This window comes from Zavarzinia sp. CC-PAN008, from assembly GCF_051903925.1.
GTDB lineage: Bacteria > Pseudomonadota > Alphaproteobacteria > Zavarziniales > Zavarziniaceae.
Genome location: NZ_CP173678.1, coordinates 187,327 through 208,125, shown reverse-complemented (window position 1 = coordinate 208,125; position 20,799 = coordinate 187,327). Strand labels below are relative to the sequence as shown.

At 69.5% G+C, this 20,799-nt stretch carries 21 protein-coding genes; 1 reads left to right on the top strand and 20 read right to left on the bottom strand.

Annotated elements, in window-relative coordinates:
- Positions 1–2 precede the first annotated feature (2 nt).
- From ACI6GS_RS01060 to ACI6GS_RS00970, 19 genes are all read right to left on the bottom strand, one after another.
- Positions 3–572: a methyltransferase gene (locus tag ACI6GS_RS01060; protein ID WP_439815924.1), complete on the bottom strand. Its 570-nt coding sequence runs from the start codon at positions 570–572 to the stop codon at positions 3–5.
- A gap of 72 nt (positions 573–644) precedes the next feature.
- A complete protein-coding gene (locus ACI6GS_RS01055) occupies positions 645–1,442 on the bottom strand; it encodes a hypothetical protein (RefSeq protein ID WP_439815923.1) in 798 nt (265 codons plus the stop codon).
- A 131-nt stretch (positions 1,443–1,573) separates the two neighbouring features.
- Positions 1,574–2,272 (bottom strand): transcriptional repressor LexA, encoded by a 699-nt coding sequence (gene lexA, locus ACI6GS_RS01050; RefSeq protein ID WP_439815922.1) that lies wholly within the window; start codon positions 2,270–2,272, stop codon positions 1,574–1,576.
- Between the two features lie 65 nt (positions 2,273–2,337).
- On the bottom strand, positions 2,338–3,564 hold the full coding sequence (gene lpxB / locus ACI6GS_RS01045; protein WP_439815921.1) for a lipid-A-disaccharide synthase: 1,227 nt from the start codon (positions 3,562–3,564) through the stop codon (positions 2,338–2,340).
- 5 nt (positions 3,565–3,569) lie between these two features.
- Entirely contained in the window at positions 3,570–4,421 is an 852-nt protein-coding gene (locus tag ACI6GS_RS01040; protein WP_439815920.1) for an LpxI family protein, read from the bottom strand.
- Positions 4,411–5,211: an acyl-ACP--UDP-N-acetylglucosamine O-acyltransferase gene (gene lpxA / locus ACI6GS_RS01035; protein WP_439815919.1), complete on the bottom strand. Its 801-nt coding sequence runs from the start codon at positions 5,209–5,211 to the stop codon at positions 4,411–4,413. The genes ACI6GS_RS01040 and lpxA overlap by 11 nt, the downstream gene beginning before the upstream one ends.
- A 10-nt stretch (positions 5,212–5,221) precedes the next feature.
- On the bottom strand, positions 5,222–5,731 hold the full coding sequence (gene fabZ / locus ACI6GS_RS01030) for a 3-hydroxyacyl-ACP dehydratase FabZ (RefSeq protein WP_439815918.1): 510 nt from the start codon (positions 5,729–5,731) through the stop codon (positions 5,222–5,224).
- Positions 5,728–6,765: a UDP-3-O-(3-hydroxymyristoyl)glucosamine N-acyltransferase gene (gene lpxD, locus ACI6GS_RS01025; protein ID WP_439815917.1), complete on the bottom strand. Its 1,038-nt coding sequence runs from the start codon at positions 6,763–6,765 to the stop codon at positions 5,728–5,730. The genes fabZ and lpxD overlap by 4 nt, the downstream gene beginning before the upstream one ends.
- Positions 6,766–6,778: 13 nt before the next feature.
- Positions 6,779–7,411 carry an OmpH family outer membrane protein gene (locus tag ACI6GS_RS01020; protein ID WP_439815916.1) on the bottom strand — a complete coding sequence of 211 codons (633 nt, stop codon included), beginning with the start codon at positions 7,409–7,411 and terminating at the stop codon, positions 6,779–6,781.
- A 5-nt stretch (positions 7,412–7,416) separates the two neighbouring features.
- Complete coding sequence (gene bamA, locus ACI6GS_RS01015) at positions 7,417–9,738, bottom strand: outer membrane protein assembly factor BamA (RefSeq protein WP_439815915.1); 2,322 nt, start codon at positions 9,736–9,738, stop codon at positions 7,417–7,419.
- 23 nt (positions 9,739–9,761) lie between these two features.
- Complete coding sequence (rseP, locus tag ACI6GS_RS01010) at positions 9,762–10,898, bottom strand: RIP metalloprotease RseP (RefSeq protein WP_439815914.1); 1,137 nt, start codon at positions 10,896–10,898, stop codon at positions 9,762–9,764.
- Positions 10,899–10,922: 24 nt separating this feature from the next.
- Entirely contained in the window at positions 10,923–12,137 is a 1,215-nt protein-coding gene (locus tag ACI6GS_RS01005) for a 1-deoxy-D-xylulose-5-phosphate reductoisomerase (RefSeq protein WP_439815913.1), read from the bottom strand.
- The gene (locus ACI6GS_RS01000) at positions 12,134–12,967 is read right to left on the bottom strand and encodes a phosphatidate cytidylyltransferase (RefSeq protein WP_439815912.1); all 834 of its coding nucleotides are present in this window, start codon (positions 12,965–12,967) and stop codon (positions 12,134–12,136) included. Before ACI6GS_RS01000 ends, ACI6GS_RS01005 begins: the two co-directional genes overlap by 4 nt.
- A 33-nt stretch (positions 12,968–13,000) precedes the next feature.
- Positions 13,001–13,732 carry an isoprenyl transferase gene (locus ACI6GS_RS00995; protein WP_439815911.1) on the bottom strand — a complete coding sequence of 244 codons (732 nt, stop codon included), beginning with the start codon at positions 13,730–13,732 and terminating at the stop codon, positions 13,001–13,003.
- A 52-nt stretch (positions 13,733–13,784) separates the two neighbouring features.
- Entirely contained in the window at positions 13,785–14,306 is a 522-nt protein-coding gene (frr, locus tag ACI6GS_RS00990) for a ribosome recycling factor (RefSeq protein WP_439817999.1), read from the bottom strand.
- Positions 14,307–14,348: 42 nt separating this feature from the next.
- Positions 14,349–15,092, bottom strand: a complete 744-nt coding sequence (gene pyrH, locus ACI6GS_RS00985; RefSeq protein WP_439815910.1) for a UMP kinase — start codon at positions 15,090–15,092, stop codon at positions 14,349–14,351.
- 11 nt (positions 15,093–15,103) lie between these two features.
- Entirely contained in the window at positions 15,104–16,027 is a 924-nt protein-coding gene (gene tsf, locus ACI6GS_RS00980; protein ID WP_439815909.1) for a translation elongation factor Ts, read from the bottom strand.
- Between the two features lie 101 nt (positions 16,028–16,128).
- Entirely contained in the window at positions 16,129–16,959 is an 831-nt protein-coding gene (rpsB, locus tag ACI6GS_RS00975) for a 30S ribosomal protein S2 (protein ID WP_439815908.1), read from the bottom strand.
- 190 nt (positions 16,960–17,149) lie between these two features.
- The gene (locus tag ACI6GS_RS00970; RefSeq protein ID WP_439815907.1) at positions 17,150–17,869 is read right to left on the bottom strand and encodes a class I SAM-dependent methyltransferase; all 720 of its coding nucleotides are present in this window, start codon (positions 17,867–17,869) and stop codon (positions 17,150–17,152) included.
- 95 nt (positions 17,870–17,964) lie between these two features.
- Between ACI6GS_RS00970 and ACI6GS_RS00965 the strand changes: the two genes are divergently transcribed.
- Positions 17,965–18,687: a class I SAM-dependent methyltransferase gene (locus tag ACI6GS_RS00965; RefSeq protein ID WP_439815906.1), complete on the top strand. Its 723-nt coding sequence runs from the start codon at positions 17,965–17,967 to the stop codon at positions 18,685–18,687.
- Here ACI6GS_RS00965 and ACI6GS_RS00960 read toward each other — a convergent pair.
- Positions 18,649–20,769, bottom strand: a complete 2,121-nt coding sequence (locus tag ACI6GS_RS00960) for a putative bifunctional diguanylate cyclase/phosphodiesterase (protein ID WP_439815905.1) — start codon at positions 20,767–20,769, stop codon at positions 18,649–18,651. The genes ACI6GS_RS00965 and ACI6GS_RS00960 overlap by 39 nt on opposite strands.
- Positions 20,770–20,799: the final 30 nt, after the last annotated feature.

Genomic DNA, 20,799 nt, shown 5'->3' with positions numbered 1-20,799 from the left:
GCTCAGGCCGGCCTGGCCAGCAGCAGGCAGGACCCGGTCGCGACGGGGAACCCGCGCTCGACCGCAAAGCCCGCGCGGGCCAAGTCGGGCAGGGTCGTGCCCGCGACGCACCCTGAGGCCCCGGGCACGGGGCAGTCGTCTCCTCCGCCCAGGGCCAGGACCAGTCGTCCGCGCGGTGCGATGGCGCGGCGCAGCGCAGGCAGGAGCGCCAGCGCCTGCGCAGACTCGTCGCCCAGTTCGAGCAGATAGGCGTCGAAGCCGGCCGGCACCCGGTCCACCGGGTTGCCTGCGACGAAGCTGGCGCGCAGGCCGAGGCCCATGGCGTGGAACCGCTGGCGTGCCGCATCCGCCAGCCGGGTAGCGTCGATGACAGCCCCCCAGACATGCGTGTGGCGGAACAGGATGGCGGAGAGGACGAGGCCGGAGCCGCCGGCGGGCGCGCAGACCGTGCTGAAGCGGTGCCACAGGAAGCTGGCGGCAATGGCCTCGGTCCTGCGCGCGGACAGTGCGGTGGCCGCAGCGTCGGCGGCAGCGTCGTCGCGCGCCGTGCTCCAGTCCGGTATTGCGTCCATCGCTGCCTCCCATCTCAGGGGAGGAGTATGCATGAGTTTGCGAATGACTCGCAAACACGGATGCGTGACCGTTCAGGCTGGGCGATGCCGCCAGGCCATTGCCGCCAGGCCGACGGTCCACGTCAGCGAAACCGCCAGCGCCGCCGCCAGGGCCCACCATGACCCGAGCACCGGCGCCGCCACGTGCAACGTCAGGAGCATCAGGGCGAAGCCCAGCATCGGGCGCAGCGCCGCCATGGCGAGGTCCGCGGTGGCCGGGGTGCCCAGGCTCGGCGCCGACAGCAGGATCAGGCTGCCCAGGCTGACGGGGAAGACAGCCAGCATGCCGGTGGCCAGGGGGCCCAGCCGCTCCCCCAGGGTCACCAGGGCGACCACGAAGACCGCCACCACCAGGGCGCGCAGCAGCAGGTCGCGCCAGCCATCGCGACCCCTGGCCCGCGGGGGCCCGGCCATCGCCAGCGGCGGGCGCAGAAGGGCGAGTGCGGCGCCATAGGCCGCGAGGTTCAGCACGAGGGCGGTGCCCGCCTGCCAGGGCAGGTGTTGCAGGCCGGCGCACAGCGCCAGCCACGCGGCCAGGGCCGCACCCAGGCTGGGCAGCAGGGGCAGGCGCCGCGCCAGGCTGGCATGGACCGTCAGGAACGCAGCCGTCGCGGCATTGGCGACGGCGCTGCCCAGAGCAGCACCCGCGATGAAGGCCGCATCGTGGTCGAATGCCAGCAGCACATAGGCGGGACCGGTCGAAACAGGCAGGGCGGCCACCAGCGCCGCCCAGACCGGCCCGGCCCGCTGCGCCACGCGGGCCGCGCTGACGACCACCAGGGCGGTGCCCAGCGCCTTGACCAGCAGGGCCGGCTCAAGTCCGGGCAGCATGCCTTCTCCCGTTTCCAACTCCAGGCCCACCCTGCGTCCACGCGGCGGTGGGGCTCGGCCATCGAACCGGACTGTATCGCGACGACCGGCGTCCCGGGGGCGGCGGTCGCGCCCCGATCGTCGAACCTGACCTAGTAGCGGCGGAGGAGGGCGACCAGGCGGCCCTGGACGCGCACGCGGTCCGGGCCAAAGATCCGTGTCTCATAGGCGGGGTTGGCGGCTTCGAGCGCCACCGAATTGCCCTTGCGGCGCAGGCGTTTCAGCGTCGCTTCCAACTCGTCGACCAGGGCGACGACGATGGTGCCGTTCTCGGCCGCGTCGCAGCGCCGGATGATCGCGGTGTCGCCGTCCAGGATGCCGGCGTCGACCATCGAATCGCCCGCCACTTCCAGCGCATAGTGCTCGCCCGGGCCCAGCAGGGCGCTGGGCACCTGGACGACACGGCTATGGTCGGACAGGGCCTCGATCGGGGTGCCCGCGGCAATCCGGCCATGCAGGGGCAGGGAGACGGCGTCGGCCCCCACCGGACTGCGTGCGGCAGGCAGCGCGTTGGAAAACGTCCCCTTGATCACCGAACCGGTCGTGAGGCCCGGCTCCCGCTTCGGCCTGGCATCGACCTCCGGCAGCTTCAGGACCTCCAGCGCACGGGCGCGGTGCGGCAGCCGGCGGATGAACCCGCGTTCCTCAAGGGCCGTGATCAGGCGATGGATGCCGGACTTCGAGCGCAGGTGGAGCGCGTCCTTCATCTCGTCGAACGACGGAGAGACGCCGCGTTCCTTCAGCTTCGCGTCGATGTAGATCAGCAACTCGTGCTGCTTTGCTGTCAGCATGCCTCGGCCCCCGGGGGCGACGTCCGCCACGGAACGAACGCGAAACACCCCGATTTCGTTCTAGTTTAGTTCCCGATTCCCGTCAACGCGCCTGACGCGGATTCTTCGCCTTTGCCTCGTCCCGCCAGGACGTCGAGCACGGTGCGGGCGGCCAGCGCGCTGGGGGGCGTGGCGCCGTTGCCCAGGCTGGCGACCGCGGCCTCGGTCGCCAGCCGCTGCGCCTCGGCTGCGGCGCTGTCGGTCAGCAGGCGCAGCGCCTCCGCCGCCAGGAGTTCCGGCGTCGCCCGTTCCTGCAGCAGTTCCGGGATCACGGTCGAGTTCGACAGGATGTTGATCAGGCTGGCCTGGGTGACGGTCGTCATGCGCCGGAGGAGCCAGATGCTGAGCGGCGAGGCGCGATAGGTGACGAGGTGCGGCACCCCCAGCAGGGCGAGCTCAAGGGAGGAGGTCCCCGATTTCGCGATCGCGACAGTGCTCGCCGCCATGGCGGCCTGGCGCTCGGCCTGGGTCGTGGCCAGGATCGGGCGGATGGGCCAGCCGGCGACCAGGTCCTCGACCGTGGCGCGTACGGTGTCGACGGTGGGCACCACCGCCACCAGGTTCGGCACGCGCCGGCGCATCAGGTCCAGGGTGGCGCCCAGCAAGGGGCCAAGCTTGGCCACTTCGGAGCGCCGGCTGCCCGGCATCAGCGCCACCAGCGGCGTCTCCGCGGCCAGGCCATGGCGGGCCCTGAAATCCTCGGCCATCGCCGCACGCGCGGCCGGGGTTGGCCGGTCCTCCAGCGCCGAATGGCCGACAAAGGTCGATGCCAGGCCCCACTTCTCGAACAGGGGGGGCTCGAAGGGCAGCAGGGTGAGCAGGTGCTCATACGCGCTCGCCAGGACCTTGGCCCGGCCGGCGCGCCAGACCCACACCATCGGCGCCACATAGTGGATGCGGGGGATGCCAAGCTCCGCGACCGCGCGGGCGACACGCAGCGAGAACGCCCAGGAATCGATCGTCACGATGGCATCGGGGCGCTCCCGCCTGGCCCAGGCGGCAAGTTCGCGCACCCGCCGCAGGATCCGCGGCGCCCGGGGCAGGACCTCGACAATACCCATCACTGCGAGGTCGGAGAGCGGAAAGAACGGGATCAGGCCCGCAGCCTGCATCGCCTCTCCGCCGACGCCAGAGAAGCGCAGGTCCTGGCCGCGGGCCGCGCATTCGACCTTCAGCGCGCGCATCAGGCGGGCGCCGAGCAGGTCGCCGGACGGCTCTCCCGCCAGGATCATGATGTGCAGGGGCGGCGCCATCGCCGTCACGACCCGGCGGGCGGCGGGGGCGGGGGGCGGATCCCGATCACGAACAGGCCTGCGGCGTCGGCCGCTTCCGTCACCTGCTCCCGCTCGACCAGCAGGGTGCCGCGGGCCTCGACCGCGATGCCGGCCAGCCCGGCTGCCACCGCATTGGCGATCGTGGTGGGGCCGATCACGGGCAGGTCGACACGGCGCTCCTGCATCGGCTTGGGCAGCTTGACCAGGACGCCGCGGCGGCGGCCCTCCACCTCGCTCTTCAGGCTGGCGCAGCGTGCGATCAGGCGATCCGTCCCCTCGATCGCCTCCACCCCCAGGACGATCCCGTCGCAGACGATCGCGGCCTGCCCCACATCGGCATTGCCCAGCGCCTGGACGATGGCGATGCCGCGGGCCAGGTCGGCCTCGTCCTCCGGTTCCGGCCGGGCACGGCCCAGCGGCCCCTCCGGCATCAGCATCGTTTCCAGCACGGTATGGGCCCCGACGACACGGAAGCCCTCGGCCTCCAGTTCCGTCACGATCAGGCGGGCCAGGCGGTCGTCGCCGCGTGCGGCGGCGGCAAGGACGCGCGGCAGCATCCGGACCACCCGCCAGTCCCAGCGCAGGCGGGCAATGTCCGGCCGGCGCACGGCGCCCAGCATCACCAGCTCGACGCAGCCCTCCTCCTTCAGCCGCTCCAGGATGCGGCCGACGGCGGTAAGCGGGAACCAGGCATGGGGAACGTCGGCCACGGTCGCCGCCGCCGCCTCGCCCTCCAGGGCGATCACGAAGCAGGGGCGGCCAGAGGCGCGACAGGCCTCCGCCAGGCGGGCGGGCATGGGCCCGCCACCGGCGATGATGCCAAGCTTAGGCGGCACGATCCAGGCGGGGCATGCAGACGGAGCGTTGCGAATCCGCCTGCATGAAGGCGACGATGTCCATGACCTGGGGGCTGTCGGCGAACATCTGGGCGACGTCGGCCAGGCGCTCGGCCAGCGTCCCTTCCTGGGCGAACAGGCTGCGATAGGCGCGGCGCAGGGTATGGATCTGGTCGTGGGTGAAGCCGCGGCGCTTCAGGCCGACGATGTTCAGGCCCTGCAGGTGCGCGCGATTGCCGATCACCAGGCCATAGGGGATCACGTCCTGCTCCACGCCGGACATGCCGCCGATCATCGCATGCGCGCCGATCCGCACGAACTGGTGCACCGCCGCCAGACCGCCGACAAAGGCGTGGTCGCCGACCGTGATGTGCCCGGCCAGCGGCACGCTGTTGGCCAGGATGACGTGGTTGCCGATCAGGCAGTCATGGGCGACGTGGGAATTGGCCATGAACAGGCAGCCGTCGCCGATCCGCGTCAGCATGCCCCCGTTGCGGGTGCCGGGATTGATGGTCACCGCCTCGCGGATGACGTTGTCGGCACCGATCTCCAGGCGGCTTTCCTCGCCGGCATATTTGAGGTCCTGCGGCTGGTGACCGACCGAGGCGAAGGGAAAGATCCGCGTCCGCGGGCCGATGCGCGTGAAGCCGGTGACGACGACATGGCTTTCCAGGCGCACGCCGTCGGCCAGTTCCACGTTCGGCCCGACCAGGCAGAACGGACCGACAAAGACATTCTCTCCGAGCCGGGCGCCGGATTCGACGACTGCGGTCGGATGGATCTGGGTCATCTGTGTGTACTCAACCGGCCATGATCATGGCGGTCACCTCCGCCTCGGCGACAAGGACGCCGTCCACCTTGGCCTCGCAGGCGAAGCGCCAGACATTGCCGCGGTGGCGGTCCTTCTTCACGTGGATGCGCATGCTGTCGCCCGGCGTCACCGGCTTGCGGAAGCGGGCCTTGTCGATCGACATGAAGAAGACGCTGCTGCCCTCGGCCGCCGGCCCCAGCGTGTGCACGACCACGATGCCCGAGGTCTGGGCCATCGCCTCGATGATCAGGACGCCCGGCATGACGGGGCGGCCCGGGAAATGGCCCTGGAAGAACGGCTCGTTGATCGTCACGTTCTTGATGCCGGTCGCCCCTTCGTTCGCGACCAGGTCCACGACCCGGTCGACCATCAGGAAGGGATAGCGATGCGGGATCATCTTCATGACGCGCAGGATGTCGGCGGTATCCAGACTCGCTGCCACGGCCGTGGATGCCTCCTTGTTGGGCAGGTCTGTCGGGGAGACGGCGACCTCGTTCATGCCTTCCCTTTCCGCTCGGCAAGTTTCGCGACCGTGACGGTGCGCCGGAAGAATTCTGACTGCGGCACCGCCGGATAGCCCATGTAGACGGCGCCGGGCGCGATGTCGTGCATGACGCCGCTATGTCCCGCCACACGCGCGCCGCTGCCGACATGCAGGTGCCCGGCGATCCCCACCTGGCCGCCCAGCGCCGCGAAGTCGCCCAGCGTGCTCGATCCGGCAACACCGCTTTGCGCGACCAGGATACACCCACGGCCGATCCGCACGTTGTGTCCGATCTGCACCAGGTTGTCGATCCAGGTGCCGTCGCCGATCACGGTGTCGGGGCCGGTGCCGCGGTCGATCGTCGAGTTTGCTCCGATCTCGACATCGCTGCCGATCACCACGCGGCCCAGCTGCGGCACCTTGATGTGGCCGGCGGGATCGATGGCGAAGCCGAAGCCGTCCTGTCCGATGCGCACGCCTGGATGGATGGTCACGCGGTCGCCGACCAGGGCATGGCTGACGCTGGCGCAGGCGCCGATGCGCACGCGCGCCCCGATCTCCACATTGCGGCCCACGACCGCGTTGGGGCCGATGCGGCCACCCGCCCCGATGCGGGCGCCCGCCTCAACCACCGCACCGGGGGCAACCTCCACGCCGGCGCCCAGGATCGCGGCGGGATCGACATACGCGCCGGGCGAGACGCGCGCGCCGGCTTCCGCATCGCCGCCAGCGTCGGGATAGAAGGCCTGCGCGACCAGGGCATAGCCGTGATAGGGACGTGTCGTCAGCAGCAGGGCACAGCCGGCGGGACCGGCATCGCGCATGCGCGGATGGACGATGCACGCGCCAGCCCGCGTAGCGCGGAAGGCGTCGGCATATTTCCGGTTGTCGAGGAAGCTGATGTCCCCGGCCCCCGCCTCGCCCAGCGGGGCCACGTCGGCGACCAGGCGTCCGGCGTCGTCGGGCGATGCCAGGCTGGCCCCTGCGCGCCCGGCCAGCTCGCCGAGTGTGAACGGGCCCGCGCGATCGAAGAAGCGCGGATCGGCCATGAAGGTCGCGCCGCTACTGGCTGGGCGGCAGCTCGACCTTGACGCTGGTCAGCTGGCGGTTCAGCTGGGCCATCACGTCGTTCGTGATGTCGAGGGTCGGGGTGGAGTAGAGGACCTCGTGCGTGTCCAGCAGGACGTTGGCGCCGCGACCTTCCAGGATCGTGCTGAAGATCGGCACCAGGGCCTGGCGCATCTTGCCGGTCGCGGTATCCAGCGCCTGCTCCAGGCGGGCATTGCGGCTCTGCACACGGCGCTGCGCGTCCGTCACCTTCTGGATGAAGGCCTGGCGGCGCTGCTCGAACTGGTCGGCGGGGAGCGAGGCCTGCTGCTGCCGCAGTTGCTGCTCCTCGGTGCGCAGGCTCGCTTCCTCGCGGTCGATCTCGCCCTGCATCGACTGCCGCAGCGCCTGCATCTGGCGCCTGATGTCGGCCGCGGCGGTCGAGGTGTTGAGGATCTTCTCGTAGTCGACGACGACGATCGCCGCGCGCGGGAAGGGGGCGTTGGAGGCCGGGGCGGCCGCCTGCTGCGCCAGCGCGGGGCTCGACAGGACGGGCGCGCCCAGGGCGCCGACGCCCAGGGCCAGCGCCGCCGCCAGGAGCGCGCTGCGCAGGTGAGGCCGGGCCGGAAGGGCTGGAATGCGAGACATGGCCATCAGAACCGGGTACCGAAATTGAAGCGGAAGAACTGCGTCTTGTCGTAGTCCTCCTTCAGGATCGCCTGGCCCAGGTCGACGCGGACCGGACCAAAGGGCGAATCCCAGGAGACGCCGACACCCGCAGAGATACGGATAAGGCCCGAATCGCGGACCGTGGCAATAGTGGAGTCGATTTCGGTCAGGGTTCCGAAATCGGTGAACGCCGCGGCCTTGATCCCGTACTCGCTGGGCAGGCCCAGCGGGAAGGTCACTTCAGCCGAGCCCACGAAGTAGAGGTTGCCACCCAGCGAGTCGGTCGTGGTGATGTCGCGCGGGCCAATGCCGCCGCGCTCGAACCCGCGCATGTTGTTGCCGCCGACATAGAACCGGTCGTTCAGGCGGACATCCTCGCCCAGGCCCCAGATATAGCCGACCTCGGCCTTGATGCTGCCGATCACGTCGTCCAGGAACGGGTAGTAGTAGCCGGCATTGGCCTGGGCGCGGAGATAGGTGACCGTGCCGCCGATGCCTGCGAAATCCTGGCCGAACGCCGCGTTGTAGCCGCGCGTCGGGTTGACCGAGGAATCGCGCTCGTCATAGCCGATCTGGTAACCGATCGAGGAGGTGACCTCCGTGCCCTCGGCCTCGCGCACGACGCGCGACGCGAACGGGCCGACATTGTCGATCGTGTCCTGCCGGATCGTGTAGCGCAGCAGCAGGCGCGTGTACTCGCTCAAGGGGAAGCCGGCGCGCAGGCCAAAGCCCAGGACCTTCTGGTCGTACTGCGCCTCGTCCTGCAGGTCGCGGTTGATGTTGTAGATGTCGAAGCCGGCCGCGATGTTGCGGTCCAGGAAATAGGGCTCGGTGAAGCTGAGGTCGATCTGGCTGCGCCGCGACGACAAGCTGAGGCCCAGGCGCAGGTCCTGGCCGCGACCCAGCAGGTTGCGTTCGCGGATCGCGATGTCGCCGACCACCGATTCACTGGTGGAGTAGCCGGCACCCAGCGACAGTTCGCCGGTCGACTTCTCCTGCACCTCGACATTGACGATCGTGCGGTCGGGGGCCGAGCCCTCGACCTGGGTCACGTTCACCTTCTCGAAGAAACCCAGGCTGTTCAGGCGCTGCTTGGAGCGTTCCAGCTTGGCCGTGTTGAAGGCGTCGCCTTCGACCAGGCGGAACTCGCGCCGGATGACGCGGTCCAGCGTGCGGGTATTGCCGGCGATGTCGATGCGCTCGACATAGACGCGCGGCGCTTCCTCGATCTCGTAGGTCAGCGAGATCAGGCGCTGCTCGCGGTCGCGGCGCACGCGCGGCCGGATCTCGACGAAGGCATAGCCCAGGCGGCCGGCCTGGAACGTCAGGTCGTCGATCGTCTTGTCGATCAGGTCGGCATTGTAGGTGTCGCCCTCGACCGTGCGCAGCAGCGGCTGCATCTCCTCGGCCTTGACGTCGGGCAGGCGGCTGTCCACGTCGATCTTGCCGAAGGTGTACTGCTCGCCCTCGTCGACCGTGAACGTGATGATGAAGTCCTGCCGGTCGCGCGTCAGCTCCGCCACGGCGGACACCACGCGGAAGTCGGCATAGCCGCGCGCCAGGTAGTACTTGCGCAGCATTTCCCGGTCATAGGTCAGGCGATCGGGATCGTAGCTGTCGGACGACGAGAAGAAGCGCCACCACGCCGTCTCGCGCGTGGTGATCACCTCGCGCAGGTCGCCGTCGTCATAGATCTTGTTGCCGACAAAGTTGATCCGGGCGATGCCGGTCTTGGGCCCCTCGTCGATCTCGAAGATGAGGTCGATGCGGTTCTGCGGCAGCTGCACGACCTTGGGCTCGACGGCGGCGGCGAAGCGACCGCTGCGGCGGTAGAGCTCGATCAGGCGCTGCACGTCGGCCTGGACCTTGGAGCGCGTGTAGATCACGCGCGGGCGCAGCTGCGTCTCCTTCTCCAGGGCCGAGTCGGAGAGGTCGTCATTGCCCTCGAAGGCGATGCGGTTGATCACCGGATTCTCGACGACGCTCACGATCATCGTGCCGCCCTCGGTCCGGATGCGCACGTCGCCGAACAGGCCAGTCGCGTAGAGCGCCTTGATCGCATCGTCGACGCGCGCCGCGTCGACCGTGTCGCCGGGCTTCAGCTCCATGTAGGAGCGTACCGTCGCATCCTCGATGCGCTGATTGCCTTCGACCGTGATGGCAGAGATCGCGGTGCCGCCAGTGTAGCCGCCGCCCATGTTGCCCAGGCCCGTGGCATCGGGGGCCTGCGCCTGCGCGGCGGTCACGGCTGCGACCGAAGTCAGCGAGCTAACCAGCACCGCGGTGCGTACCAGTCGAAGCACCATCAACTCCCCCCGCACCGCTCAGCTCAGGTGAACAGGCCGACAACGTCCTTGAAGGTCACGAAGACCATCAAGCTGAGGATCAGAAACAGGCCAACGCGAAAGCCATATTCCTGCGCCCGCTCCCCCAGCGGCCGGCCGCGAACGGCCTCGAACGCATAGAACATGAGATGGCCGCCGTCCAGCATGGGAACCGGAAACAGGTTCATCAGCCCGAGGTTTATGGACAGGAGCGCGAGAATCCAGATGAGGCTGGGCGTGCCCTGCTGGGCCGCTTCCCCCATGATCTGCACGATCTTGACCGGTCCTCCCAGGTCCTCGGTCCCCCGGGCCCCTGTGAAGATCTGTCCCACCGCGACCAGCATCGAATTGGTGATCGTGCCGACCTCCTCGGTCGCCACCCACACCGCCGACAGGGGATCGCGCGACTCGAAGACCGCAGCGCCAGAGGAGCGGATGCCCAGGCGCGGGATGCGGGCGCCGCTGGCCGCATCCACCGTGATCTGCGGCGTCACGGTCAGCGTGCGCTCGACCCCGTCGCGCGCGATCAGGACCTGCAGCGGCGTCCCGGTATTGAGCCGGACCATCGCGGGGATGTCCTCGAACCGCTTCACCCGCGTGCCGTCGATCGCCAGGAACGTGTCGCCGGGCAGGAAGCCGGCCGCATGGGCGGCGGAGCCTTCCTCGATCGCCCCGGCCACGGGCGCCGTGTAGGGCTGGCCATAGGCGACGTAGAGGCCCGCCAGCATGAGGATCGCGAGCACGAAATTGGCGACCGGACCGGCCGCGACGATCGCCGCCCGGCGGCCCACGCTCTTGTGGTGGAAGCTGACCTTGCGCTCTTCCTCGGTCAGCGCGCCCAGGTTGCCGTCGGGCCTGCTGGCGCCGTCGGCATCGCCGAAGAACTTGACGTAGCCGCCCAGCGGCAGCCACGAGATCTTCCACTGCGTGCCCTTGCTGTCGGTCCAGGCCAGCGCCCGGCCGCCAAGGCTGATCGCCCGGCCGAAGCCGATCGAGAAGGTCTCGACCCGCACGCCGCACAGGCGGGCGACGATGTAGTGGCCCCATTCGTGCACGAACACCAGGACCGAGAAGCCCAGGATGATCGCCGGCGGGATGTACCAGTGCGAGAAGACGTAGGCGAGGATGGCCTCAAGCGACATCGGGTACACCCATGATGGGAACTGTCAGCGGACGCAGGCGGCGACGGCGTCGCCGGCACGGCGACGGGCTTCCTGGTCCGCCGCCAGGACGTCGTCCAGGCAGCCGACAGGGCCATGGTCCATGGCATCAAGCGTCTCGTCCACGATGCGCACAATATCGAGAAACCCGACCCGGCGCGACAGGAAGCCGGCGACTGCGACCTCGTTGGCCGCATTGAGCACGACCGGCTTGGCCCCGCCGGCCTTCAGGGCATGGCGGGCCAGGTCCAGGGCGGGGAAGCGGACGGGGTCGGGCGCCTCGAAGGTCAGCTTGCCCAGGGCGGCCAGGTCCAGGCGCGGGGCAGGGGCATGGATCCGCCGCGGCCAGCCCAGCGCATAGGCGATGGGCGTGCGCATGTCGGGGGAGCCCAGCTGGGCCAGGACCGAGCCGTCGCAATAGGCGACCATCGAATGGATCACCGACTGCGGGTGGACCAGGATCTCGATCCGCGCCTCGCCCACCGGGAACAGGTGGTGCGCTTCGATCAGTTCCAGTCCCTTGTTCATCATCGTGGCCGAGTCGACCGAGATCTTGGCCCCCATCGACCAGTTGGGGTGCGCCACCGCCTGTTCCGGCGTGACGCTTGCCATGGCGTCGCGGCTGCGTTCGCGGAAGGGGCCGCCGGAGGCGGTCAGGATCAGCTTCTCGATCGCGTCGACACGATCGAAGTCGAAGCACTGGAAGATCGCGTTGTGCTCCGAATCGACTGGGAGCAGGACCCCGCCGCCGGCCTTGACCGCGGCCGTCATCAGTTCGCCCGCACAGACCAGGCTTTCCTTGTTCGCCAGGGCGACGATCGCGCCACGATGGGCGGCCGCCAGCGTCGCCTGCAGGCCGGCAGCGCCGACAATCGCCGACATGACCCAGTCCGACGGGCGGGCCGCGGCGGCGACGACGGCAGCGCTGCCGGCCGCCACCTCGATCCCCGTGCCGGCCAGGCGCTCCTTCAGCTCAGCATAGCGGCTGGCGTCGCCGGTCACGACCAGGCGCGGGCGCAGCGCCAGCGCCTGCTCGACGAGCAGCGGCAGGTTGCCATAGGCGGTCAGGGCCTCGACCTCGAACGCGTCCGGATTGCGCAACAGCAGGTCGACCGTGCTGGTCCCGACCGATCCGGTGGAACCCAGGATGGTCACGCTGCGCCGGCCGTCCGGCGGCGCGGTCAGCGGCAACGGCCGGCTGTCGATGGTGGTCACGCTCATATCTGCCACTCCCCGAGGGCGGCCAAGGCCAGGGCAAAGGGCGGGGCCACGAACATCAGGCCGTCCAGGCGGTCGAACAGGCCGCCATGGCCTGGAATGAGGCTACCCATGTCCTTCACTCCGAAATGGCGCTTGATCGCCGATTCCATCAGGTCGCCCACCTGGGCGCCGAACCCGGTCAGCGCACCGCCCAGGGCCCAGGCCAGCACGCTGCCGTCCAGGCCGATCGCAAGTGCCGCCAGGGCTCCGGTCAGCGCCGCGCCCGCCACTGCACCATACAGGCCCGAGCGGGTCTTGGCGGGGCTGATGCGCGGCGCCAGCTTGGGCCCCCCGAAGGTGCGCCCGGCGGCGAATGCGGCGCTGTCGGCCGCCCACACCACCAGAAGCAGCCACAGCATCAGGCCCAGGCCCGGCACGCCTTCCAGGCGCAGGGCCAGGAGCGCCAGTACGGGCACGCCGACATAGGCGGTCCCCGCCAGGGCCTTGAACGCCGCTGCAGGCGAGCCGCCCCGCAGCAGGCCCGCGATCACGCCCAGCAGGGCAGTCGCCGCCAGGCAAAGCCAGGCGGGCGTCCAGTCGCCGCCAAAGCCCAGCAGGATCGCCAGCAGCAGGCCGGCCACGCGCAGCCCGTCCTGGACGCCGCGCGCGCCCTCCGCCACCCGGCCCCACTCGTCGGCCAGCAGGACGGCACACAGGGCCAGCGCGGCGGCGAAGATGATTCCGCCAGCCCACACGGCACCCAGCGCCAGCGGCGCCATGACCAGGGACGAGGCAACACGAAGGCCGACGCCACCACCCAGGAATGGCCGTGCAGGGGGAGGACCGCTCACGAGGATGGCGATCCGCACTCAGGCCGTCCGCATTCAGACGGCTCTGGCGCCGAAGCGTCGGTCACGGCAGCCATAGTCATGAATCGCCTGTTCCAGCACGGCCCGGTCGAAATCGGGCCACAAGGTGTCGACGAACACCAGTTCGGAATAGGCACTCTGCCACAGCAGGAAGTTCGACAGGCGCTGTTCGCCAGAGGTGCGGATGATCAGGTCGGGGTCGGGCAGGTCGCCCGTCTGCAGCGTGGCGGCGAACATGGCCTCGTCCACCGCCTCGGGTGCCAGGCGGCCGGCGGCGACGTCCTGCGCCATGCGGCGGCACGCGGCGACGATCTCGGCCCGGCCGCCATAATTGACGGCGATGACCAGCGTCAGGCCGGTATTGCGGACGGTGAGGCGTTCCGAATCCTCGATCAGGGTGACCAGGTCGGCCTTCAGCCTGCTGCGGTCACCGATGAAGCGCACGCGCACGTTCTCGGCATGCAACTCGGCCAGTTCGCGGCGCAGGTAGAGGCGGAACAGGCCCATCAGGTCGCTGACCTCGTCGGCCGGGCGCTTCCAGTTCTCGGACGAGAAGGCATAGAGCGTCAGGCAGCCGATGCCCAGGTCGGCGGCCGCCTTGACCACCCGGCGCACGGCCTCGACCCCGCGCCGGTGACCGAAGGCCCGGGGCAGGTGGCGCGCCTTGGCCCAGCGGCCATTGCCATCCATGATGATGGCGATGTGCCGGGGCAGGGCGTCGGGGACCGGTCGCTCGGCGGTCAACATCGGGCCACTCCCGTCAACAGACACGCGGTCCGGGCACCATCCCGGCCCCCGCTCAGACCTTCAGGATGTCCTGTTCCTTGGCCGCGTGGGCACTGTCGATCTGCTTGATCACCTTGTCGGTCATCGACTGGACCTCGTCCTCGTAAAGGCTCTGGTCGTCCTCGCTGATCTTGCCATCGCGCTGCATGCGCTTCAGCAGGTCCATGCCGTCGCGCCGGACGTTGCGCACCGCGATCTTGGCGTTCTCGGCATAGCGCGCGGACAGCTTGGCTAGTTCCTGGCGGCGCTCGGCGTTCAGCTCAGGGATGGGAATGCGGATTGTCGCCCCCTCGGTCTGGGGGTTCAGGCCCAGGCCCGCATTGCGGATCGCCTTGTCGACGGCACCAGCCAGGCCCCGGTCCCAGACCGAGACGGTCAGCAGGCGCGCCTCCGAGACGGAGACGGTCGCCACCTGGTTGATCGGCATGGTGGCGCCATAGGCGTCGACCGTCACGGGGTCGAGCAGGCTGGGCGATGCCCGGCCCGTGCGCAGGCCGGCATATTCCTGGCGCAGCACTTCCAGCGCCCCGTTCATGCGGCGCTCCAGCGCCTCCAGATCCGGTTCATCCGACACGGTTCATTCCCCTTCGTCGATGATCGTGCAACGGCCCGTGCCCGACAAGACCTGGGCCAGGCCGCCGTCGACATGAAGCGAGAACACCAGGATCGGGATCTGGTTTTCACGGGCCAGGCTGATCGCGGAGGCGTCCATGACCTTCAGGTCCTGGTTCAGCACGTCGCGATAGGTCAGGCGCTCGTAGCGCGTCGCCTTGGGATCGTGCTTGGGGTCGGCGGTATAGACGCCGTCGACCTGCGTGCCCTTGAGCAGGGCGTTGCAGCCCATCTCGGCGGCGCGCAGGGCGGCCGCGGTATCGGTCGTGAAGAACGGATTGCCGGTCCCCGCGGCAAAGATCACGACCCGGCCCTTCTCCATGTGCCGGATCGCCCGGCGCCGGACATAGGGCTCGCAGATCGAGGTCATCGGGATCGCCGACAGGACGCGCGTCGGCGTGCCCAGGCGCTCCAGCGCGTTCTGCATGGCGAGTGCGTTCATCACGGTCGCCAGCATGCCCATGTAGTCGGCCGACGCGCGTTCCATGCCGCGCGCCGAACCTTCCAGGCCGCGATAGATGTTGCCGCCGCCGATGACCAGGCACATCTGGTGCCCGGCCCCGACGACCTGCACGACCTCGCGGGCGATCCGCTCGACCGTGCCGGTGTCGATGCCGAACGCGCGGTCGCCCATCAGCGCCTCGCCCGACACCTTGAGCAGCGCCCGTTTGTAGCGGGGCGTGGGTTGTGGACCCTCGGCGCTCGGCATGGCGGTTCTCCTCAGCGGGCGGCGGCGGCCACTTCGGCTGCGAAGTCGCTCTTCTCCTTCTCGATGCCGTCGCCCAGCTGGAAGCGGACGAAGCCCGCGACCGACACCGGCGCGCCGGCATCCTTGGCCGCGTCCTCGACCAGCTTGCCGATCTTGGTCTTCTGGTCGTGGACCGAAACCTGCTCCAGCAGGCAGACCTCCTCGTAGTACTTCCGGATGCGGCCCTCGATCATCTTGTCGACGACGTTCTGGGGCTTGCCGGACGCGAGCGCCTGCTCGGAGAAGATCGCCCGCTCGCGCTCGACCAGGGCGGGATCCAGGTCGGCCTGGCTCAGCGATGCGGGGTTGGTCGCGGCGACATGCAGCGCGATCTGGGTGCCCAGCGTCTCCAGCACGTCGGCCTTGCCGGCGCTCTCCAGCGCCACCAGGACGCCGATCTTGCCGAGGCCAGGGGCGACCTTCGAGTGGACATAGGACGCGATGACGCCCTGGCCCACCGACAGGCGGCGGACGCGGCGCAGCGTCATGTTCTCGCCGATCGTGGCGATCAGGTCGGTCAGGCTATCGCCGACCGACTTGCCCGTCGCCGGATAGGCCGCGGCGCCCAGGCCCTCGACCGTGCCGTCGCCGCCGACCGCGATATCGGCCACGTTGCGCACGAAGTCCTGGAACTTGTCATTGCGCGCGACGAAGTCGGTCTCGGAATTGATCTCGACCACGGCGCCTGCGGTGCCGCTGACGGCGACACCGACCAGGCCCTCGGCGGCGACGCGGCCCGCCTTCTTGGCAGCCTGGGACAGGCCCTTCTTGCGCAGCCAGTCGATTGCGGCCTCAAGGTCGCCGTTGTTCTCCGCAAGCGCCTTCTTGCAATCCATCATGCCGGCGCCGGTCTTGGTGCGCAGGTCCTTGACCAGTGCGGCTGATACCTCGGCCATCTTGGGCTCCTGGGAATACGTCTACTGGGAATTCGGGTACGCAGAAATACGGGGCCGCATGGGTTTGCGGCCCCGTCAATCGATCAGAACGTGGCCACCGCTCAGTGCGCGGTCGGCTGCTCCTCGAAGACGACGGGCTCGCCCTCGGCACCCAGCGTCGGGTCCTCGGCAGCACCGGGATCGTCATAGGCTTCCTCGACCAGCGGCTCGTCCGAGCCGCCGACATCGATGCCGCTCTCGGTCATCTCGGCCTGGATGCCGTCCAGCACGGCGCGCGCGACCAGCTCGCAATAGATGTTGATGGCGCGCAGGGCGTCGTCATTGCCGGGGATCGGATAGGTGATGCCGTCCGGGTTCGAGTTCGAATCCAGGATCGCCACGACCGGGATGCCCAGCTTGCGCGCCTCGCTGACCGCGATGTCTTCCTTGTTCGTGTCGATCACGAACAGGATGTCGGGCAGGCCGCCCATGTCCTTGATGCCACCCAGCGCGCGCTCCAGCTTTTCCTTCTCGCGGCTCAGGTTCAGCTGTTCCTTCTTGGTCAGGCCCAGGGCCTCACCCTTCAGCTGCTCCTCGAGCGTGCGCAGGCGCTTGATCGAGACCGAGATCGTCTTCCAGTTGGTCAGCATGCCGCCGAGCCAGCGATGGTTGACATAGTACTGGCCACAGCGCTGGGCCGCCTCGGCGATCGGCTGCGAGGCCGGGCGCTTGGTGCCCACGAACAGGACGCGGCCGCCGCCCGCGACGACGTCGCGGATGGTCTGCAGCGCGCGGTACAGGGCCGGCACCGTCTGGCTCAGGTCGATGATGTGGATGTTGTTGCGCACGCCGAAGAGGTAGGGGCCCATCTTCGGGTTCCAGCGGTGGGTCTGGTGGCCGAAATGAACGCCCGCTTCCAGCAACTGGCGCATCGAGAACGTAGGCAGTGCCATTGAACCTGTATCCTTCTCCGGTTCTATCGTCAGCGGGTGTCATCCAGGACCGGGAAGGTTCTGGACACCGGATCGGCGTTCACGGGGATTGACCCGGAAACGGCGTAAGCCCGCATGCGGAATGGCGCGAGTGTCTAGTGAAACTCCGCCCAAATTGCAAGTCCGGTCCTGAGCCCGGGCAGTCCCCGCGCTAGGGCGCGCCGTCCTTGCGCCAGACCAGGACCGCCGTCTTGCCCAGGCGAAAGGCGGTCAGCGGGTCGAGAAGGCGCGATGCCGGGACCATCAGCCGGTCCCAGACCTGCATCTGCCCGCCCGAGGCGGCCTCCTTCCGCAGGACGAAGCGATTGGCGGCGGAGGCCATGATGCCGACACTGTCCAGGTAGCGTGCCCGGACCACGGCGAGGCCCGGCGGCGTCAGCGCGCGCAGGGCCGGCAGGGTATAGCGGCGGAAATGGCCGACCGCCTCGTCCATCGGGCTGAACAGCCATTGATGGGCTGGGGCCACGACGACCAGGTGTCCGCCCGGCGCCAGGCGGGCGGCGGCAGCGGCCACCTCCGCCCGGTCGTCGGCAATGTGCTCCAGCACGTCGACATAGAGGATCGTGTCGAAGCGCGCCTCGGCCGGCAGGCTTGCCAGCGTGCCCTGCAGGACGGTGACGCCGCGACCGTCCAGGCGGCGCGCAATCTCCGCCGCCAGGGCCGGGTCCGGCTCGACGCAGGTCCACTGCGTACCGGGTCCGGCCAGGTAGCGGACATTGCTGCCCAGGCCTGCGCCAATGTCGGCGACGCGGCCGCGGATGAACGGCCGCACCTGGGCCGCCCAGTACGACTTCCAGTTCACGGCACCTTCGAACAGCGCAAGCTCGCCGCCGGAATAGTGGAAGGAGGACTGGTCGCCCGCCGCCGTCATGGCTGCGGAGCCGACGCAGGCATCGCCGATGGCCGATTTGTCATGGTTCCAGATTGCCCAGGTTCAAGGCGCCGCGTTCGTGCCAGGATCCTAGCATGGAGACCATCGTGCAGAACGCGCCCGACCGCGCGGCCTTCATCCAGGCCAATACCCGCCTGCTGGCCGTGCCGCATGCGCCGGAACTCAGCCTCTACCTGGCGGACGAGGCCGTGCCGCTGTGGCTGAAGACCGAGGAGGAGCTGGAGGCCGAGGGCCTGCCGCCGCCGTTCTGGGCCTTTGCCTGGGCCGGGGGGCAGGCGCTGGCCCGCTATATCCTCGACCGGCCCGGCCTGGTCGCGGGGCGGCGGGTGCTCGACTTCGCCAGCGGCTCGGGCATCGTCGCGATCGCGGCCGCCCGATCGGGGGCGGCGCATGTCCTGGCCAGCGAGGTCGATGCCTTCGCGGTCGCGGCCATCGCCATGAACGCTATGGTGAATGGCGTGGCGGTCGAGGCAGCCTTGGCCGACGTGATCGACCAGGACGGCGGCTGGGACGTCGTGCTGGCGGGCGACGTCTGCTACGAGCGGCCGCTGGCGGAGCGCATCACCGCCTGGCTTGGCCGGCTCGCGGCGCGCGGTGCGGTGGTGCTGATCGGCGACCCCGGGCGCTACTACCTGCCCAAGGACCGCCTGGAGAAGCTGGCCGAGTACAGCGTGCCCACCAGCCGCGCGCTGGAGGATGCCGAGATCAAGCGCACCGCCGTGTGGACCTTCACGCCGCCTGCCACCCCGCCGGTCGCCTCAGGCGGCTTGCAGGAGCGGACGCAGCGGCAGGCTTGACCCGGCGTCGAAGGTGAACGGCCGCGCCACGCCGAACCCCTGCACGAAGTCGACGCCCATCTGTCGCAGTTCCTCCGCCATCTCGGCGCATTCGACGAACTCGGCGATGGTCTGCTTGCCCATCACCCGGCCGATGCCGGCCATCATGGCGACGATGGCGCGGTCCTGCGGGTCGGTCATGACGTCGCGGATGAAGCTGCCGTCGATCTTCAGGTAGTCGACCGGCAGCCGCTTCAGGTAGCTGAACGAGCACATGCCCACGCCGAAATCGTCCAGCGCGAAGCGGCAGCCCATGGCGCGCAGCGCCGCGATGAAGTGCGCCGCGTCGTCCATGTTCGAGATCGCGCTGGTCTCCGTGATCTCGAAGCAGATCATGGAGGGCGGGACGGGGTGCTGCGCGAACTGCGCCTCCAGGAATTGCAGGAATGTCTCGTCGCCGATCGTGACGCCGGAGAGGTTGATGGCGCAGGTGGCGATGGGCGAGGCGCCCTGCCGGGTCAGCCGGCGGCTCAGCGTCGCGAACGCGGTGCGGATGACCCAGCGATCGATCGCCGGCATCAGGCCGAAGCGCTCCGCCGCGGGGATGAACGCCGCGGGCGGTACCGTCCCGCCATGGCCGTCGCGCAGCCGCACCAGCAGTTCGATGTGCTGGCCGTGCGCGTCGGCCGTGCCCAGCGGCACGATCTCCTGCGCCTCGAGGAAGAACAGGTCGCCTTCCAGTGCCTCGTGGATGCGCTGGGCCCAATTCATCTCGCCCGAGCGCTGACGCAGCGCCGCGTCGTCGTGCTTGTGCACGTGGATGCGGTTGCGACCCTTCTCCTTGGACATGTAGCAGGCGAGATCGGCAAAGCTCATCGCCTCCTCCAGCGTCACGGACGCCTCGTCCACATGGACCAAGCCGATGCTGGCGCCGGTGGCGAAGGCCCGGCCGTCCCAGACGAAGCCCAGGTCCTGCACCGCGACGCGCAGGCGCTCCATGATCTCGGTCATCTGGCTGGCGGGGCAGTCCCGGAGCAGCACGCCGAACTCGTCGCCGCCCAGCCTGGCCAGGAGGTCGACGCCGCGCAGGTGCGAGGCAAGTGTCGCCGCAATGCGCCGCAGCAGGGCGTCGCCAGCCTTGTGGCCGCAGGTGTCGTTGACGATCTTGAACTGGTCCAGGTCGACGAATGCCAGGGCGTGGCCGGGCCCGCCCGGGGCGATGCGCGACAGCGCGGCCCGCACCTGCGCCTCGAACGAGCGGCGGTTGGCAAGACCCGTCAGCGTGTCGTGCGCCGCCTGCCACGACAACTCGCCCTCCACGTTCTGGCGATGCTCCAGGAAGCGGCGGACCCGCCACACGGTCAGCGTGATCAGAAGGGCGGCCATGAACAGGTTGATGGCGGTCAGGATGTTCTGGATCTGGCGCGACGCCGCCCCCAAGGCTTCCGAGAAGGCGGATGCAAGCGGGCTCAGGCGCTGGCCCACGGCGTCGACCCGGGCCTTCCAATAGGTGACGCGGGGCCCGCTCATGGTGCCGCGGTCGACCTCGCGCTCGATCGCGCGGGCGGTCGCCTCGACCTCCGCGATGACGGCGTCGGTCCGGCGCCAGAAGACGACGGCGTCGTCCAGCATCGGCACGCCGGAGAAGGTCTCCAGCAGCCAGATCAGCAACGGCACGTCGGCGGGATCGTTGCGGCCGGCGATGAAGCCGGCATGGGCTGCCGCGTGGTCCGTGTCGTCGCGCTCGATCTCCAGGCGGGCCAGGCGGTCGCCGCGGGGGACCGACATGTTTTCGTGGAACGACGCCAGATAGTGCTCGTCCTGCGTGTCGACATAGCGTGCCAGGCTGTAGATCGCGCTGTTCGACGCCTTGGTCCATTGGCTTTCGCCGGCGACATAGGCCCGGGCCGCAGACAGCAGCGACAGGCTGAACGCCGCGAAGAAGGCCTGCATCAGGATGATCGCGACGAACGGGGCCACGATCATGAGCAGGCCGCGCGGCGCCTGCAGGGTGCGGTGCAGGGCTGCGGCGCGGGTCGCAAGGCGCATCAGCGTGGGGTGCAGGCCGGGCATGGCGCGGCCATCGGGCAGGAGCATCGTCATGTTGTATCGACTATGAACAACATGTGCGGG